Here is a 17,500-nt window from a genome sequence, read left to right as displayed (position 1 = left end):
AACCATCCCCCCATGATAGTGACTTGGGAGCGCTGTTGAAAAACTTTGATTACTGGGAAAAACCCCCAATGAAAACCACGTTCGAAACCGCCTTAAATAAGCATGAAATTTCCGATTTTTTCAAAGGAGATGGCATCTATTTTGCCAAGGGGTCCGAATGGGGCGACCATCTATACATAAGCAACTGGCAGGAGATGTGCGGCGTACTAAAAACCCAAAACGCGGCGCAGAGCTTACTGACAACTTTATTTCAAGAATACGTTCAATGCCTGGATGAAAACTACGAAGATGCTGAAGGGCTATTTTCCAATATATCAGCCTATTACATAGCAAGAGGCATGTTTCAATTTTTATCGACCGACAACTACAACCTTATTGAGAACCTTGAGAAAAAAGACAAAGAAAACATAGGTCGTCTATTTAGACTCTTAAGAAAAGATTACGACAGAAAGAACAAAGATCTACCAAATTACTCTTTCGATCAAGAAATTCAAAATTTAAAAAGAAACGGCTGCACCATCGAACTAGAGGCTCTTTAAAATGCCGAACGGAAGAGAGAATGGCACCTATTCCAAATAATGGGCCTAAGCACTCTGAGAAAATACAACATAATAAAAGTGTCGATTAATTACTAAGTCAATTTGAGGACTGGGCAAAACTTCAATGAAAACCAAATTTCAGATCGCACTAGAAAACAACGAGCCCTCGGAGTTCTTTAAAGGCCAAGGACAATATTTCTCCCGAGCCCCTGATTGGGGAGATCACCTCTATATAAACAACTGGCAAGGTCTCTTCGGACATCTAAAATCTAAAGAAAGCCCAAACAGAATACTACTCGACGTATTCAGTAAATATTTAACATCACTGCAGAGCCGCTACGAAGATGCGGACTCCTTGCTGTTAAATATAAGCTGTTACTATCTAATGCGAAATAATACATCGTTCATGTCCGAAGACAGCTTTGACTTAATAGCGAACCTTAGCGAAAAAAACAAAAAAACAATCGGCGAGCTGTTCAGGCTTCTACGTAGAGAGTACGCCAACCAAAATGCTGGCAAGCCCGTGATTAGCCTTGAACAATTTCTGTCTGAAATAAAGACAAATGGTTGCAATTTTAATCTAGAAAAACTGTAGCTGACATCAAACAAAAAAAACGGGACAGATTTATATTCCACGCACGAAAATAAACCTGTCCCCTTTTGGTTAAGATCGAAAATAAATCCCCTTTTAGGTCCATTTGATGCACATCTAGGAGGTCACGAATGAAGCAATCCGATTTATATGACATAGCGGGTCGTTGCGGCTGTACGGTAATGGTATTTTCGGATCATCCAGATTTTTTTCTTCCTGGTCGCTAAACGTCAGAAAAGAAGAAAGAAAATACATGATAGAACACGACGGCAGAGACGGTTGGTTAATGCTCTATCAAGAAAACTAACCAACTAAACTCAAAGAGATCGACAAGAAAATATCTCACGCGATGAACGATAACGAAAAGCTGCAACAGTGCGAGGCTTGGCTGGTAAGTATTTAACGAATCATGCCGAGTACCACGACTAGGAAAACATGGTGACGGAGGAGCTCAGCGGACCAAAAAGGGACACCCATTGGGTTATTCAAAAAATGATATTCAACGACACACAAATCAATACAGGCGAGCGCTTTACGATCGGCATCGAAGAGGTATCAGGAAAACCTTACGTTGCGATACCCGTGAGCAATCGCATGATGGACTACGATGAGTACTATCAGATAGATAGAGTTTCTTATAATTTGTACCTAACCAACTCAACCGCCGCGCTGGAATTTGTTAAGCGCTGCAGGAATCGCGAGTTAGACGAGTTGCTCATTTTTAAACCTGGGATAGATCGTGGAGTGGCCACATAAAAGCCTGAAATGATATTTACACCTAACGGCTTGGGATATTCAACGATTAGGACACCCTTTGAACAAACATAGAATCACCCTTTCAAACGGCTGGATAGCCGAATTTGAAAACCAAGGCGAATTCAGAATGTCAGCCGAAGACTGGAATCTGGTTTTGCAAGGACCGAATCAAAAAAGCATCCAATACTTCAAAGACAAGATCGTCGTCGTGAATGACGACGACGGCGCTCAGGCCAAATCGTGTATCCGACTTTCTAGCGACGGCGTTTACGGTTATTTGACCACGGGACTGGATCACGGCTGGGTGATTGACTTTGCGCGAGGCATGATCGCTCCACATCGGGTAACGATCTCTCACCGCCACGACGGTTACGATGAAAGCATTTCGATGTACGAACAACCTGCCTTCAAACGCGCGCGCCAGTATATAAGCGTGACAGGCAAGCATATTTATCTGACGTTCCCATTCACCAAGGATGAGGAGTTCCCCAAGATCTGGGAGGAATACCTGCTGATTCGGAGACGACAACTGGATGAGCTTTATTTCAGGAACTGAACCGTCAATATTGTTGCGATACAGTCACTCAACCTCAGCGACCGGTTTTGACAGACCGAACACGATCAAGGCATACAAATGCCACCTTGCGGTTCCGTTGATGCAAGAGCTTCATCATGAAAAATTTTCCAACCGGCCTCAAAAAAAACGAGCGATCTAACGAGCGCCCGTTTTATGCATTTCAAGTCAACAAACCTTCCTCAACCTCATACTTAACCACCACCCGATTCTTATAAAGCCGCTCACTCTTCAGCACCTGACTCTCCTGCCCCTTGCTCCTGACCTCCCGCCATATCTCGTTCTCCCGAAAAACCCGCCCACCGTCTCGCACAAACCGATGCTCAAGTTGATAAACGTGATACCGAAACTCTCTCACCTGATCGCACAACAACTCCCCTTCCAACTGTTGCTCGGCGACATTCAGCTTCAACTGAAAATAACGATCGGTCGGGTTATGCAACACAAGGTCAATGTAGTTGTAGAAGATCGCAGCCCCAGAACCGAATGGCAGTACCCGCCCTTCGTCAGGAAAGGGATCGAAGCTGTGGTTCGACCGTTCAACCACGACCAAAGGTGAGTGAATCGCCATCCAGTGAATCAGGTTGCTCAGTTGGCAGATCCCGCCACCGATGCCGCTGCGCGCTTCACCAAATGACAGTTCCATGCCTTCGACATAACCGCGTTTGCGGGTGGGCCGACCCACGAGGCGGCAGAATGAAAAATACTCGCCAGGGCCAATGACGACGCCGTCCATCGAAGCGACGGCCAGTTTCAGGTTGATGACTTTGTTGTGTTGCAGGGCAAGATCGGAGTTGCCGAGTTTGCGGATCAGTTTGGAGGTGTGCTTGAGGTAGCGGAATGGCAGTCGGGATACGACGTCCACCGAAACAGCGTATTGCTTGCGGGAGAAGCGCCAGGCCAATTGCCGGAACAGTCTTTTTTGCCACACGCGAAGCCAGTAGAGCGCCGGGTGGTAGAGGGAGAGTGGTTTCATCCGTGTCAGAACGGCGGCAGCCGTTTTCTTCCTTGATCTGCAAAATGCCGCGAATCTTAACGTATTGTTTCAGGTGTGTATCGCACGTCGAGAAGGTGTTCGCCCAGTGTAATGGCCTGGCAATCCATGCACCGGTAAAGAACCCTGACACTGGGCGAACGGGAAGCATTTTAATTGAAGTTTTCGAATATGTCCGCGTATATGAACATGAAATTTATCGAAACAACTTTCGATTAAATGTCGGCCCAAATACTATTTTACAGACCAGCAAACTCACCAGTTAGACCATTAAAACTGATTGTTCTTATACAGGAAAGTTGTACAAGCAACATATAGAGCTAATACTCAACTTCAGTGCTTGCTGGTCACTTTCAATATGTCGGTATAGGTCACAACGACACTCTGTCCAACTTTCAGGTCTTTCAATTTCGCTTGAACTTCGGGTCTTACGACGTCAACGGTCTTGGACTGGCCGGCGGGGTTTTCGAAGGTTACCTGGTTTTTCTTCACGTCGATTTTGGTGATTTTCAGTTGGACCTGCACCTGACGGTAGGCTTCGCCGCCCGGGTTGTCGCTGCCAGGGGCTGCGCGGACTTCGCCAGCGCGTTCGACGGTGCCTGGCAGGCCTTTGTCAACATCGGTGTCGAGGTAGGCGGCGACAGAGCTAGTTACCTCGACATCGACTTGGTCGCCGACTTTCAGTTTGCCGAGGTTTTTGGCCTTGTCGGTCAATTGCACATGGACCTGACGACCTTCCGGCCCCTCCAGTACGACCTGATGTTTGGCAGCATCGACCGAGACAACTTTGGTGGTGACCTGATCTGCCTCCACAACGGCAGACAGCGGGATGTCCGCAGCCATGGCGCTAAGGCTGGCGGCAGACAGCAGGGTCGCAAGGGTGATTGCTTTGGTCAGTGCGTGAAGTTTCATAAGCAGTACATTCCCTGTGAATTGGAGGCAGCAACGAGCGCTGAACCATCGTCCAGCGCCCTCTGCGTAGATGAGCATAGACGCTGATCAGAGAGTGTTCGCAGTTTCTTGGAGAACGCCTCAAGCCTCGGGATCGTCAACCTCCTGGGCGACGTTCACGGCAGGCGAGTCTTTATGGGATTGATCGGCCTTGGCCTTCAAGGCTTGCCATTGTTCCAGGTCGATGGCGCCCTGCCCCAGCAAGTCATCGGCCACCCGCAGCAGTTCGGCGTAATGGGCGTCGGGGGATTGTTGCCAGTAGGCCTTGTCTTCGAACAGGCGCTGCCACGAGGCAAGATCTGGTGGTTTTAGGTCGTCGCTCATGTGTGGACTCCTGCGGGGGGATCTCACGGTAGAGGGTTGGGCTTCGCGAGGAGTTCCGGCGGGAATTCGGGGAGATCAGGATCAACGTCAAAAGATCGCAGGCTTCGCCAGCTCCTACAGGGGTGCCTTAATACCCGGTCATTTCCAGATAACCCTGCCCACCGTGGCTGCCGCTCAATTGCACCGGTCCTTCCCAATAGGGAATACGCAAAGCCATCCACGCTTTGGGGTTGAGCGCGCTGATCGTGATGTCGAGGTGTTTGTCGGGGATTTTGATCGACCAGCGCACCGGCATCGAACGTCCAGCAACGTTGGCAGTGTCTTGCGGTGTGAGGCTGATGTCGGCGGCGTGCAGCAACTGCGTCTGGCCGTCAGCGTCGATCCAGGTGCCGGTGAGGTAAGGTGCGCCGTCCTTTTGCCGCATGCGGTAGAGCATCACTTGTTCGCCGCTGTCCAGGTGCAGGGAAAACCAGTCCCAACCTGTTTGGTTGGCGGTCAGGGGTTGGCTGCTCCATTCCCGGTCGAGCCAGGCCGGGCCGCTGACTTGATACGTTTTGCCATCGATTTCCAGCGTGCCGTTGGCCTGAAAAAACGGCTGACTGTAGTAATACGACGCCTGCCCTTGTTCGGATTTCTGACTGAAGCCTTTGTCGCCCTGAAGCACCAAAGGACGTGTGGAGGTCAGCCGCAGTTGATAGCCAAAATCCTTGTCCCGGGCGCTGAGTTGAAGCTCCGCCATAGGGTCGGAGCCCTGACTGCTGAAACGCCAATCATCGATCCACGCGTTGAACGGCGCGAGACTCACGCCAGCCTGACCAACGCCCCCACGGGCGTAACGCTCGGCGGCGTGATGCACTGTCGCCGATGTCACGGCCGCGTGGCCAAGCCAGATAATTTGATTACCCCAGCCAGCCACTTCGGGCGTCGCTTTCAAGGCGCTGCGAAACAACGTCCACTGCGCGCCGAACTCGCGCCCCTGATCGTCCTTGAGGTTGGCGGTGACGTACCACCATTCAATGCGAAAACCGTCATGAGGACCGTGATCCGCCGGAAAGCTGAACACCCGACCGGGCACCACCGGCGTAAACGCGGCGGCCTGATGACCCAGCCCCGCGAAGCCTTTCTCAACAGGCGCCGAGTTATCGCACCCGCTCAATAACGCCAATAGCAACACGCCAACCTTAATCTTCATGAGCAAACGTCCTCAGCAGATCCGCTGGTTGCGTGCGGTACAGCGAGTACAGCGGCCACGCTGACGCCAGTAAAGTCGCCAACAGCGCCAACCCCATCAACTGCAACAGCTGCATCGGAAACACCCGCAGCGGCAAGCGCCAGCCGAAGGCCTGGACGTTGATCACCGTGTCCAGGCACCACGCCAGCGCGATCCCCAACGGCAACGCCAGCACCAGGGTCAGCACCGCCAGCAACCAGGTCTGCCCGAGATTGAGCAGCATCAATTGCCGGCGAGTCACGCCGAGCGCCCACAGGGGGGCGAGTTGCCCGAGGCGGCTCTGACTTTGGGTCAACAGACTGATGAACAGCGCCACGCCCGCCACACAGAGGGTCAGGCTGTTGAGCGCGGCGGTCGCGGCAAAGGTGCGTTCGAACACTTGCGTGGACCAACCCTTGAGCCGGGCCTGGTCGACGATGCGGCTGTCCTCCAGCGTGAAGCGTGTTTGCAGCGCTGTCAGGAAATCAGGGATCAACGTCGGGTCGATGCGCAGGTTGAAACGGCTCGGTGTCAGCTGTGGCCAGCCGCGCAGCAGATGGTTGACGTTGACCAGAATGTGGCCCTTGGGATTGCCGTAGTCGGCGTAGATGCCGACGATCCGTGGCGACCAGGCGCCGTTCGGTGTGGGAATCGTCAGGTGATCGCCAAGGCGCACCTTCAGCCGACGGGCCAGTTGCTCGCTGAGCATCAGTGCGTCGTCCTTGGCCAGTCGTTCCCAAGGGTTGTCGCCCAAGGCTTCCAGCAGCGGCCAATGCTGGCGATACGTCGGGTGATCGATCACGCCGAAGACGTCCGCCGGCCAGCCTTGCAACTGGATCGACACTTGCCAGTTGGGCAGCACCGCCGTGAGCCCAGGTTGCTGCTTGAGCCAGGTTTGCAGCTCTCTGGCCTGGGCCGGATTTCGCGGGTTGACGTACAGTTCGGCGGTCAGGCGTTGTTCGAGCCAATCGCTGAAGGTCTGACGAAAACCCGCCGTCATGCTGCCCGCTCCAATGTTCGCCGCCAGTGCCAACAACAGCGCCATCAACGCCAGACTCAACGCCGGCAGTTGCTGACGGCAGTCGGCGAGAAACCATTGGCCGAGCACCGAACGACTGCGATGCAGCACCCGATTCAACACCCAGTTGAGCACCACCGGCAACGCCAGCGCAGCGCCGATCAACAGTGCCGCCATCAATACGAAGCCACTGCTCAGGCTGTCGCCAAAGATCAACGCCAGCACTGCGATCACCGCGGCAATCACGGCAACCCAACCCTGGCGCCGCAACCAGCGCGCGTGAGCCTGATGCCAGGCTTGCGGGTCGGCCAGGGCCAGCAAAGGCAGGCGTGCGGCCCGCAACAAACTGTTGGCACCCGCCAACAACGCGCCCAACAGGCTCAGGCCGACGCCGCTGAGCCACCACCACGGACTGAGACTCAACTGCCCCGCCACTTCGGCGCCGTACAACCCGCGCAGGCTGGCGGCGACGTCCGGCAACAGCACGCTGGCCAGCAGGTAGCCGCTGGCGACGCCGACCAATCCGCCGATCAACGCCAGACCACCCAGTTCAACCGCCAGACAGGCAATCAGCATCCGTGCACTGACACCGCAGGCGCGCAGGGTTCTGAGCACGCCACGGCGTTGTTCCAGCGCCAGGCCGATCGCGGCGTGGACGATGAACAGGCCGACCACGAATGACAGAAAACCCAGGGCATCGAGGTTCAGGTGAAAGCTTTCGGTCAGGCGCGACAAATTGTTCTCTTCGCCACGGGTCTTGAGCTGCAGTTGCCCTTTGAATTGCTCAGGCAGGGTCGCGGTGAAATCCTTCGGCAGCAGCAGGCGCGACAGCTGATCCGGCAGGCCGAGAATCTGCTGGGCGAAGCCGATGTCGACCAACAACACACCGGGGGCCATATCGGGTTGGGCATGCAGCGGTGGTAATGCCTGACCACTCGAAGTCAGCGGGCGTTCGCCTTCGGGCAGACCCAGAGCCTGCAACGTCTGCGGCGCAATCCAGGTACTGCCCGGCGGACTGAAAAACTCGACGACCTGCTCAATCGCCAACGCCTGCCCGGCCACTGAGGAACCGGCTGGCAGCGACACCGGCTCGATCCCCATCAGCTGCAAGCGCTGGTCGTCATGCCCCTTGAGCGTCACCCGACCTTGCAGGACCGGCGACACCGGCCAACCCGCACGGCGCAGGTCGACAAACACGTGTTGGGAGAAGGTCGCACCACTGGGCGCACTGAGGCTGGCCTGGGGTTCGCCGCCGATCAACTGACTGGCCCGGGCATAGCTTTCACGCGCCTGGCTGTTCAGCGCCTGCACACCGGTCAGCAGGCTGGTGGCGAGCCAGAGCCCGGTCAGCACACTGAAAAACTGCACCGGATGCTGCCGCCAATGACTGAGCAGCGCCCGCAGCGTCTCGCGAAAGACCCGCACCTCAGCGCTCGTCCGCGCCAGCCAGACGACCACCGTGGAGCACCACTTTTTCGGCCAGCCGCGCGGCAACCCGTGGGCTGTGGGTGACCATCAACAACGTGGTGGGACTGTCGTCGAGCAACTCCAACAACAACTTCAAGACCTCATCGCTGGTGGCTTCATCGAGGCTGCCGGTCGGTTCGTCGGCCAGCAGCAATTTCGGCTGCGATGCCAAGGCACGGCCCAGCGCAACCCGTTGCTGCTGGCCGCCGGACAGCTGTTCCGGATAACGCTGCAGCAAATCACCCAAGCCCAGACGTTGCACCAGATGCGCCTGCCAGCGCGGATCATGGCGCCCCGCCAGTCGTGCCTGAAACGCCAGGTTGTCCTCCACACGCAGACTGCCGATCAGGTTGAACTGCTGAAACACCAGGCCGATTTCAGTCCGCCGCCAGTTCGCCAGTTGCCCTTCGCTCATCTGCTCCAGCCGATGTTCGCCGCTGCGGATGCTGCCGCGATCGACCTTGTCCAGTCCGGCAATCAGGTGCAGCAAGGTGCTCTTGCCACTGCCCGACTCACCCATCAACGCCAGGCTGCTGCCGGGTTTCAAGGTGAGGTCGACACCTTGCAGAACCGGCAGTGGGCCCTGGGGAGTGGCGTAACTTTTGAAGACGCCTTGGACCGAAAGCATGGGAAAAACCGTTCGATGTGCGTGGAGCAAGGATAGCGGACGGCAGCAGCACCGCGAATAGGTCCCGATCCTGGAACCTATCGCTTCACCGCCACCCACGTAAAACACAACGGCAACTGCGCCGTTTGCTGCTCATACCGATCATAGAGTTCCTCGCGGTTGGAATGCGGGTACTCCTTGAAGTGGCTGATCTGCAATCCGGCGTCGATGGCGCCGGTGAAAATGGCGCCGAGGGTGTGGACGAACCAGTAGGACGAAGCCGCCTGTAGGTCGACTTTGCCTTCGTAGACGATCGGTTGGTCCTGCACGAAAGGTTCGCTGCGAAAGTACGAGCTGTCCGGCCGATACGGATCGGCGGACTCGGGGTCGAACATTTCGAGGAAGGGATGGGTTTCGTACACCACCAGGCTGCCACCGGGCTTCAGGGTTTGCGCGACGTGGCGGAAGAATTCGCCAATGTCCGGCATCCAGTTCAACACGCCGATGGTGATCAGGGCCACGTCGAAACGGCCATGAAGTTCAGTCGGCAAGTGATGGATGTCTGCCTCGATGAACTCAGGTGTATGGTGCGAGCGTGACGCCAGTTCCCGCGCCTGATCGAGGAAAGCCTCGGACTGGTCGACGCCTACGACGCTGCGGGCACCCAGCGCAAACAACGAAAGGCTTTCGCGGCCGTTGTTGCAGCCCAGTTGCACCACGTCTTTGCCGTCGACACCCACTTGTTCCAGCAAACCTCGGAGGGTGTCGTCCATGCAGCAAAAATCCCTGTCACCCACAGCCGTCAAACGGGCCTGCCATTCGGGGGTGTCTTTGTGGTGTCGGGCGGAGTCATTCCAGGCATCGCGGTTGCTGGCGATGGCTTTTTCTTTTGTCGGCATTTCCATTGCGCGCTCCAGACGGGGGTCTTGATTGACCGGCACGAGTCTAGATCAGCGCTTTGAAAAACCCCATTGCGTCTTTGTTCAAATCTTGTAATCCGGGCATCGCGAACGCGCGCTCGTACGGGAGCTATAGTTAATGACCTTGGGGAAATGCGGGAAAAACCGATTTCGCAGGTGCTGCCATGAAAACAACCGATCCGAGGCTACTGCTCGCCCTCTGCCTGATCACCACAACCGGTGCTCACGCGGACGACAGCCTGACACCCACTACCGATTACAGCAGTGAGTTCAACTATTACGGGGCCGACCAACCCTTCGCTCACCCCGTGCCACCGTCAATGAGCACGGTGCCGCCCGGCTCGTACATCCCGACAGCGCCTCAGGACTTCATCCCCATTTCGAGCCAGCATGAGTTCTACGACTCAAGATTGCCGACGGTAGCGGATGCCACGGTTCGAGTGTTCATCCGCTCCTACGATCAGCAACGCGGTGTCTACGTGAACGAAGAAGTCGTCGACCCCACGTGCCTGCTCGAGTGTCTCAGCCGTCAGGGGCCATTGATGCAATAAGGCCTACCACTGGCGTTTTTCCGGGCGCGCGAGGCCGAGCTTCTCGATTCGGTAGCGCAGCATGTCGCGGCTCAGGCCCAGCAGTCGTGCGGACTTGGTGACGTTCCAGTCGGTCTTGTCGAGCATCTTGCGCACCATGTCGCGCTCCACTTCCGGCAGGTTCATGGACTCGGTGCCGTTGTAGACCGGACGCGGCTCGTAGTGTTGCGGCTCTTGCTGGAACACCAGCGGCTCATCCACCAGGCTCAGGCACACGTTCAATTGATGGGCGGCGATGGTGTCGCTCTGGGCCAGCAACACGGTTTGCTCAAGCATGTTGCGCAACTCGCGCACGTTGCCCGGCCAACTGTAGCTGAGCAGCAATTCTTCAGCCTGATCGCTGAAATACAGGTTCGGTTTGCCATAGCGTTTGCCGTGGATCGCCAGGAAGTGTCGAGCCAGCAGCAGGATGTCTGCGCCACGGGCATACAGGCGCGGCACCTTGATCGAGATGATCCGCAAACGGAAGAACAGATCGCGGCGGAACTTGCCCTGCTGGACCATTTGTTCGAGGTTGCAGTTGGTGGCGCTGATCACCCGCAAATCGACCTTGCGCTCCTTCACCGAGCCGACCCGGCGGATCGTCCGATCCTCCAGCAGCTTCAGCAGTTTGGCTTGCAGCAACAAGTCCATCTCGCCAACTTCATCGAGAAACAGCGTCCCGCCATCGGCTGCTTCCACCAGCCCGACGCGGCGGTCCTTGGCGTCGGTGAAGGCGCCCTTCTCGTGACCGAACAGCTCTGACTCCACCAGGTTGGAAGGAATCGAGGCGCAGTTGAATTCAATGAACGGACCTTTGCTGCGCGGGCCGTCGAAGTGCAACGCACGGGCCACCAGTTCCTTGCCGGTGCCGGTCTCGCCTTCCACCAACACCGGAGGCAGATCGGTATTGGCCATGCGCCGCTCGGCGTCGATTAACTGGCCAATGGTGCTTTTCAGGTACTGCATCGGTGCCGATTCGCCGATCAATGCCTGCACCCCTGACCTCTGCGCTTCGCGTTCCTGATAGAACGACAGTGTGCGTTCCATTCGGTCGGTGGCCAGGGCCTTGTCCAGCAGCAGCTTGAGCTCCGGCAGCGCCACCGGTTTGGTGACGTAATGGAAAGCGCCCTCTTTCATCGCCACCACGGCGTCTTCGACGTTGCCGTAGCCGGTCATCATGATCACTTTCAGATCCGGCGCGCTGATGCGCAGCTTCTGGATCAGGTCGTGACCGCTCATGCCCGGCAGCGAGTTATCGGTCAGCACCACGTCCGGGACGAAAGTGCCCAATTGGTCCAGCGCGTCCTCAGCCGAGTGGCAGACCGTCACCTCGAAGTCCTTGCGCTCCAGGTAGGTCTGAATATTCTCGGCGAGGAGTTCATCATCCTCGACCAGCAGAATGCTGTGCTCCATATACCCCTCCCGTTGCCACTTTAAAATTGAGACAGACGCGGGTTCCTTCCTGCTCTCGGCTGGTCAATTCGACCGAGCCTTCAAAACGCTCCATTATTCTTTTGACCAGGGCCAGGCCCACGCCCAACCCTCCTTGTTTGGTGGTGAAAAACGGCTTGAAGGCCATTTGTTGTTGCTGTGTGGTCATGCCCTTGCCGGTATCGCTCAGGGTCATGTGCACGAGTCCGGGCTGCGGCGTTTCAATATCGATACTCAGCACGCCGCCCTTGGGCATGGCTTCCAGGGCATTGGCAAACAGGCTATTCAGGATTTGCGTGAGCAGCACCTGTTGGCTGATGACCGGCGGACAACTCTGAGGGGTGAAACGCACGTCGATGCCGGAGCGTTTAATCAGCGCGTCAAATGCACTCAACGTGTCGTCGATGACCAGCACCAGGTCTACCGTTTCGTAGTCGTCGTTTATGGGTCGCAATGACACCAGCAACTCCCGAACCCAGCGCGACATGCGGTCGACCTGGCTGATGATGTCGCCGATGTTCTTCTGCGCATTCTGACTGGCGATTTCCTGAGCCAGTTCGGCGCTGGAACGAATGTTGGCCAATGGATTGCGCAAGCTGTGGGCCACCGCCGAGGACATTTCCCCCAGCGCGACGAAGGTCTCGTTGCTGATCAGTTGTTTCTGCTGGCTCTGCAGCAGCATGGACGCATGCCGCACAATCCAGAACAGTCCGAGGTAGATGGCCAGGCCGCCGAGCAGGGTTGCCAGCCAGATCGACTTGAAACCGCGCTGGATACGCTCCACCAGGTCCGCGGGTTCCTTGTAGATCTCCACCATGGCGATCACTTTGCTCTTGTCGGCATTGAACATCGGGATGTAGTTCTCGATGAACAGAAACTCAGGCTCGCGCAGCAGTTGCTGCTCGGGACGTTCCTCATCGATTTCGTGGTAGCTGGTGGACACGGGTTCCTTCATTTCGAAGGACTCGTCCAGTTCCTCATCACCTTCGACGCGCATGCCAATCATTTGCGCATTGGTCGACCAGACCACGGTGCGATCCAGGGCGTACACCACCGCCAACAGCGTGTCCGGCAGGTGTTCGACATGATCGAGAAACTCTATGCGGGCAGCGGCACGCGCCGCCGGATCTACGTCGGGATAGGCGATGTCATCGCGCGGATCGAGCATTTCACCCATGGTTCTTTGCAGGGTGATGCCGGCATGGCGAACTTCCGCATCACCAATGGCCTGAATGAACTGCGCAGTCAGCAAGGAATCACGCTCGATGCTCTCATCGACGACAAAACGAGTGGACACGTAGCCCAACCCCAGCGCCACGGCGGCGATGATGAAAAAGCTGCCCAGGGAAAACCAGCGCAGCAAATTGAACTGTCCTCGCCAGCCCTTGCTTTCTGCTGCCGACATAGCCGACGCAGGTATTTTTTGTTGTCCTGGTATCTGCATAGGACCTTCCCGGATGCCTTGCATCAAGCCTTTTCAGCCGCGGTTCGGATCAGTGTAGGTGGCATTGATCGAAACTGACGGCCCCAATGACAGGATTAAGCCGCTATTGCGTTTGCGCCGCCTGTAGCGGCTGCTGACGATCGGTTTCTTCCTGCAAAAAACCCACGATGGACTGCGCCGCGTTCTCATCCAGGCGCAGGTTGGGCATGGGTATTTTTTCGAAACGCTCAAACAGCTCCATCGCGATCGGGTCTTTTTCCGCCAGCATGCGGTCCGGTTCGCGAATCCAGCGACTCAGCCAGGCCGGATCACGCAGGCGAGTGACGCCGATCAGGTCCGGGCCGATGCTGCGCATGCCGATGCCCTGCCCGTCCATCGGACCCAGGCTGTGGCACGACGCGCAGCGGGTGCGAAACAGTTCTTCGCCATTGCTCGGCGGACGAATCTCGGGCGCATCTGCGTAGTTTTCTTCAACGCTGGGCTGTTTCCAGTTGTGCAGCGTGTTGGCCAACTGATCGGCCAGAATCCACGGATTTTCGAAAGGTGAAGCTTTCATCCAGCGACCCGTGGCCTGGTTACCCACGATCAGGCTCAGGTTGTGGTCCTTGCTGCGACCGTTGTCGACGCCTTCGATAAACAGCCCGAGTTTTTTTCGCAGATCGGTGACATCGGCAAATTCCCCGGTGAGAAACTTCCAGCCCGGTCCGACCTTGAAGCGTTGTGCGTAGGCCTTGAGCACGTCGGGTGTATCGCTCAAGGGATCAATGCTGATGGAGTAGAAAAAAATGTCCTGGCCGACCCGGTCCCCCAGCAACTTCTGCACCTGACGCAGGCGCGCGGTTTCCAGCGGGCAAGAGTCGCTGCATGACGTGAAGATGAAATTGATCACCACCACTTTGTCCTTGATCAAGTCATCAAAGAAACGCACCTGCCGACCGTTCTGATCGGTCAGCAAGGTGTTGGGGAAGTAATCGCCCCCCCAGGGTGTCGCCGACTCCGTCGGTGACGCTGACACCGACGGAGCCGCTTCATGAGCCACCAGCACCCGACTGGCCAGCAGGCAGGTGACCAGCATCAACACCAGGTGCATGCCCAAGGCGCGGGAGCGCGGCGTATGCAGTTTCATGTCGGCTCCCTCGCGGCTCATGGTTTGACCACCACTTGGGGGCCGTAGCCGTCGCCAGTGCGGAAGGTTGGCAGCGCGGCGGAGTTCACGTAGCGCACACCATCCCAACTCGGCAGCGGTGTCGGCATCAGCTGGAATTGCCCGGGTTTTTCAATGTCCCAGCGCAGCAGCATGGAGTTGTCCTCATGCTGAGTGTTGTGACAGTGCTCCATGTACGTCCCGGCGAATTCGCGGAAGCTGATCGCCATCTCGACGCTGTCCAGGCCATCCTTTTCCGAGCCGATGCGGTACACGTCTTTGCGTGCCCATTTTTCCCATTCCGGTGGCGCCTTGCCGCCGCGACTGAGGATGATCCCCTCCTCGAAGTGCACATGCACCGGGTGGCTCCAGCCCTGGCCGCCGAGCTTGATGTTCCACACTTCCAGGGTGCCGAAACCGGTGGCACCGGCATCGGTGGGGCCACTGGCCAGTTGGGTCGAGGTGTTCAAGCGACGTGGGTCCATGTGGAAGCCGAACCCGCCATCGGTCTTGACCGTCCACGGTGCTTCATCGGTGCCGTCGGAACGACCGAAGGTGAAGGTGCGGTGGCGGGCTTTGGCCAACAGCGCCTTGTCGGCGACGTTGTCGCGATGGATCTTCAACGGGATCATCACCAGGCCTTCAGCCTTGCCCGGTTTGGCCGGTTCATAAGCGCCCGGGTCCATGGCCAGGTCCTGGCCGGTGTACGCCTTGACGTTGAGTTGCAACACCTTGCCTACCACCGGATCACCGTCCTCCCACTTCGGCCCCTTGCTGGTTTGCTTGATAATCGCCTTGTATTTCTCGGACAGCACGTCAGCCAGGGAGACGGGTTCTTCCGGGCCCTTGCCGTCTTCGTGCACCAGCAGGTTGACGAAGAACAGCTTGTCGCCCGGTTTGATCCCGTATTTCGAGAAGTTGACGATGATGTCGAAACGTTCGGCGATGCCCAGGGTTGGCAGGATCGCGTTGTGATTCTGTTTATCGCCGTCGGCATCCAGGTCCATGCTGCCGTCGAACGGCACGCTGTGTTCCATGATGTTGCCGTCGTTGGCAATCATGTGGAACGGCACGCGGGCATACGACACTCCCGACCCGGCAGGCCCTTGGAACTCCCCGCTGGTGCCCTTGATCTCGCGCACGAGCGCCAGTTTGAAGAAGCGCGACACTGAGCCATTGAGCATGCGGAACCGATAGCTGCGGGCGCGCACATCCAGGATCGGTTTCCACTGCCAGTTGACCAGCACCTGATCCCCGAGGAAGCCGTCGGTGTTGAACGGGTTGAACCACAGTTGACCGTTCTTGTCCCACGCCTTGTCGGCAAACAGCAGGTTGACATCGTAGTCGCGGTTACCCCAAGGCAAGGCGCTGCCACTGGGGAAACGCAGGTTGACGCCGTCATTCACCGATTCATTGCCGCGGTCCAGGGCGCTGTAGTAGTTCATCATTGCCGCGTTGCCCTTGTAGACGTTCTGCGCGGTGAAATCGAGCATGTGGTCGTGGAACCAGTGGGTGCTCATGGTTTCGCGCCAGTCGCCGCGGATCTTGATCGTGCCGTTGTTGCAGGTCTTGCGGCTGGGGATGAGGTCGTTGGTCCACAGGGTTTCGCCCGGCGAGCACGGAAAGGCTGCACGCGGGTCTTCAGCCTTGGTGTTGATGCTGTCGTAGCCGGCCAACTGGATCGGCCAGCGATAGTCGTAAAATTGCCCGGGGAAGAAAAACGCATTGGCATAACCGTCGCTTTCCGCCGGTGTGTGGCCGTTGTGTTCGTGGGTGGTGATGGTGTGCAAACCGAACCCCATGTTCGCCGACGGGTCGATCGGCAAGCCGTTGTAATGACGCATCAACGTGGGTTGCCCGTAACGCACCATGAGCAACTTGGGCGGGAAGGTGCCGTCGAAGGTCCAGACCGAGTTGTGGTTCTGCACCGGCATTTTCGGGTGAAAACGCGCATCGACGCCCTTGGCGGTGCCATCGGTCGCCGGTACGCCAGCCACGTTGTGATAGAGGCCGCCCGGGCCAAACTCGCCCACGGCATAGCGGTGCATCTGGCGACTGTCACGCAAACCGGTATTCAACCGTGCGCCGGTTTGCACGGTCTTGTAGGCGGCCTGCGGGTAAAACTCGTTCCAGCGCTGGTGCGACCAGCCTTTTCCTGGCGGACGGCCTTCGGCCGAGGAGCCGATACGGCGGTTGAGGAAAAATTCGATCTGCTTCTGCCACGGGTTACGGTCGATCACGTTGGAGTACAGACTCGGGAACGGTGTCAGCCCCGGTTGACGCAGAAAGGCGTCGAGTGCCGCACTCGGCGGCGCACTGCGGGCCGCACTGGTGGGGTCCTGCTGTGGCAACGGGCCGATGGCTGGCGGTGGAAAACCCAACGGCGCTGCCGGTGTGGTGGGGTCGAGTTTTTCCGGGCCGAATTCTTCGAACAGCACCAACTGCTGAGTGAACGGCTGAGCGCCATACAGCGGGCTCGGCTTGCCGTTGGTGGGGTAGTTGAAACTGGTTTGCACCGCCGGCGGCAGAATGTTTTCCACCCGCGTGGTGTCTCGGCTGCCTTTGACGCCACCGGGTAAATCGAAGGAGTCCTTGTTGGCCTCGGGCATGGTCAAAATGGCGTTCAACGCCGCGGCTTTGTCAGCCGGTTCATCGTAGTAAGCCGAGGGGTCGGAAGGTTCTGGCTGTCGCTCGTCGTCGATGGGGCTGGCGCGCAGAGTCGTTGTGCCCAGCGTCATTGTCAGAAGAACGCTCAGAGGCGTCAGGAGGCCAAACCGTTTGAAGGGGTACCGCGCTTTTCTGTCCATCACCAGCCGCCTCGAAGTCATGAGTCATGAAGGGGGTAATGGGGGTTTTGCAAGGACCTCGCCAGAGTTGTAACCGTTTTTACGAAAGTATTAATACTCATCAAAACAATGGCTTATCAACATCAATGTGCCATGACCGGGGAAGCGACT

14 protein-coding genes are annotated in these 17,500 nt (G+C 57.1%); 3 read left to right on the top strand and 11 right to left on the bottom strand.

Going from position 1 to position 17,500, the window contains the following annotated elements; genetic code table 11:
* The first annotated feature begins 68 nt into the window (after positions 1-68).
* Together ASC74_RS30275 and ASC74_RS30260 are read left to right on the top strand one after the other, a co-directional pair.
* A complete protein-coding gene (locus ASC74_RS30275) occupies positions 69-539 on the top strand; it encodes a hypothetical protein (RefSeq protein ID WP_046049630.1) in 471 nt (156 codons plus the stop codon).
* A gap of 1,406 nt (positions 540-1,945) precedes the next feature.
* Positions 1,946-2,443, top strand: a complete 498-nt coding sequence (locus ASC74_RS30260; protein WP_056746631.1) for a hypothetical protein — start codon at positions 1,946-1,948, stop codon at positions 2,441-2,443.
* Between the two features lie 181 nt (positions 2,444-2,624).
* Here the strand turns inward: ASC74_RS30260 and ASC74_RS30255 are convergent, their stop codons facing one another.
* From ASC74_RS30255 to ASC74_RS30225, 7 genes are all read right to left on the bottom strand, one after another.
* Positions 2,625-3,437: a VanW family protein gene (locus ASC74_RS30255; protein ID WP_056746630.1), complete on the bottom strand. Its 813-nt coding sequence runs from the start codon at positions 3,435-3,437 to the stop codon at positions 2,625-2,627.
* Between the two features lie 351 nt (positions 3,438-3,788).
* Entirely contained in the window at positions 3,789-4,367 is a 579-nt protein-coding gene (locus ASC74_RS30250) for a hypothetical protein (RefSeq protein ID WP_056746629.1), read from the bottom strand.
* 120 nt (positions 4,368-4,487) lie between these two features.
* Entirely contained in the window at positions 4,488-4,730 is a 243-nt protein-coding gene (locus ASC74_RS30245; RefSeq protein WP_056746628.1) for a hypothetical protein, read from the bottom strand.
* Between the two features lie 127 nt (positions 4,731-4,857).
* Positions 4,858-5,922 (bottom strand): lipocalin-like domain-containing protein, encoded by a 1,065-nt coding sequence (locus ASC74_RS30240; RefSeq protein ID WP_056746626.1) that lies wholly within the window; start codon positions 5,920-5,922, stop codon positions 4,858-4,860.
* Positions 5,912-8,383, bottom strand: a complete 2,472-nt coding sequence (locus ASC74_RS30235) for an ABC transporter permease (RefSeq protein ID WP_056746624.1) — start codon at positions 8,381-8,383, stop codon at positions 5,912-5,914. Before ASC74_RS30235 ends, ASC74_RS30240 begins: the two co-directional genes overlap by 11 nt.
* 1 nt (position 8,384) lies before the next feature.
* Entirely contained in the window at positions 8,385-9,053 is a 669-nt protein-coding gene (locus ASC74_RS30230) for an ABC transporter ATP-binding protein (RefSeq protein ID WP_046049637.1), read from the bottom strand.
* A gap of 77 nt (positions 9,054-9,130) precedes the next feature.
* The gene (locus ASC74_RS30225; protein ID WP_056746622.1) at positions 9,131-9,937 is read right to left on the bottom strand and encodes a class I SAM-dependent methyltransferase; all 807 of its coding nucleotides are present in this window, start codon (positions 9,935-9,937) and stop codon (positions 9,131-9,133) included.
* A 179-nt stretch (positions 9,938-10,116) separates the two neighbouring features.
* On the opposite strand from ASC74_RS30225, the gene ASC74_RS30220 reads away from it, so the two are divergent.
* Positions 10,117-10,503, top strand: a complete 387-nt coding sequence (locus tag ASC74_RS30220) for a hypothetical protein (protein WP_056746620.1) — start codon at positions 10,117-10,119, stop codon at positions 10,501-10,503.
* Positions 10,504-10,506: 3 nt separating this feature from the next.
* Here the strand turns inward: ASC74_RS30220 and ASC74_RS30215 are convergent, their stop codons facing one another.
* The 4 genes from ASC74_RS30215 to ASC74_RS30200 all read right to left on the bottom strand — a co-directional run bounded on the left by ASC74_RS30215 (position 10,507) and on the right by ASC74_RS30200 (position 17,350).
* Positions 10,507-11,937 carry a sigma-54-dependent transcriptional regulator gene (locus ASC74_RS30215; RefSeq protein ID WP_056746619.1) on the bottom strand — a complete coding sequence of 477 codons (1,431 nt, stop codon included), beginning with the start codon at positions 11,935-11,937 and terminating at the stop codon, positions 10,507-10,509.
* The gene (locus tag ASC74_RS30210; RefSeq protein ID WP_056746617.1) at positions 11,906-13,399 is read right to left on the bottom strand and encodes an ATP-binding protein; all 1,494 of its coding nucleotides are present in this window, start codon (positions 13,397-13,399) and stop codon (positions 11,906-11,908) included. Before ASC74_RS30210 ends, ASC74_RS30215 begins: the two co-directional genes overlap by 32 nt.
* A 103-nt stretch (positions 13,400-13,502) precedes the next feature.
* A complete protein-coding gene (locus tag ASC74_RS30205) occupies positions 13,503-14,525 on the bottom strand; it encodes an SCO family protein (RefSeq protein ID WP_442965810.1) in 1,023 nt (340 codons plus the stop codon).
* 17 nt (positions 14,526-14,542) lie between these two features.
* Complete coding sequence (locus ASC74_RS30200) at positions 14,543-17,350, bottom strand: multicopper oxidase domain-containing protein (protein WP_056746612.1); 2,808 nt, start codon at positions 17,348-17,350, stop codon at positions 14,543-14,545.
* Between the last annotated feature and the right edge of the window lie 150 nt (positions 17,351-17,500).

This window comes from Pseudomonas sp. Root329, assembly GCF_001424925.1.
GTDB lineage: Bacteria > Pseudomonadota > Gammaproteobacteria > Pseudomonadales > Pseudomonadaceae > Aquipseudomonas > Aquipseudomonas arabinosi.
Note: the sequence above shows the minus strand (reverse complement) of the source record. Positions and strands in the feature narration are given on the sequence as shown.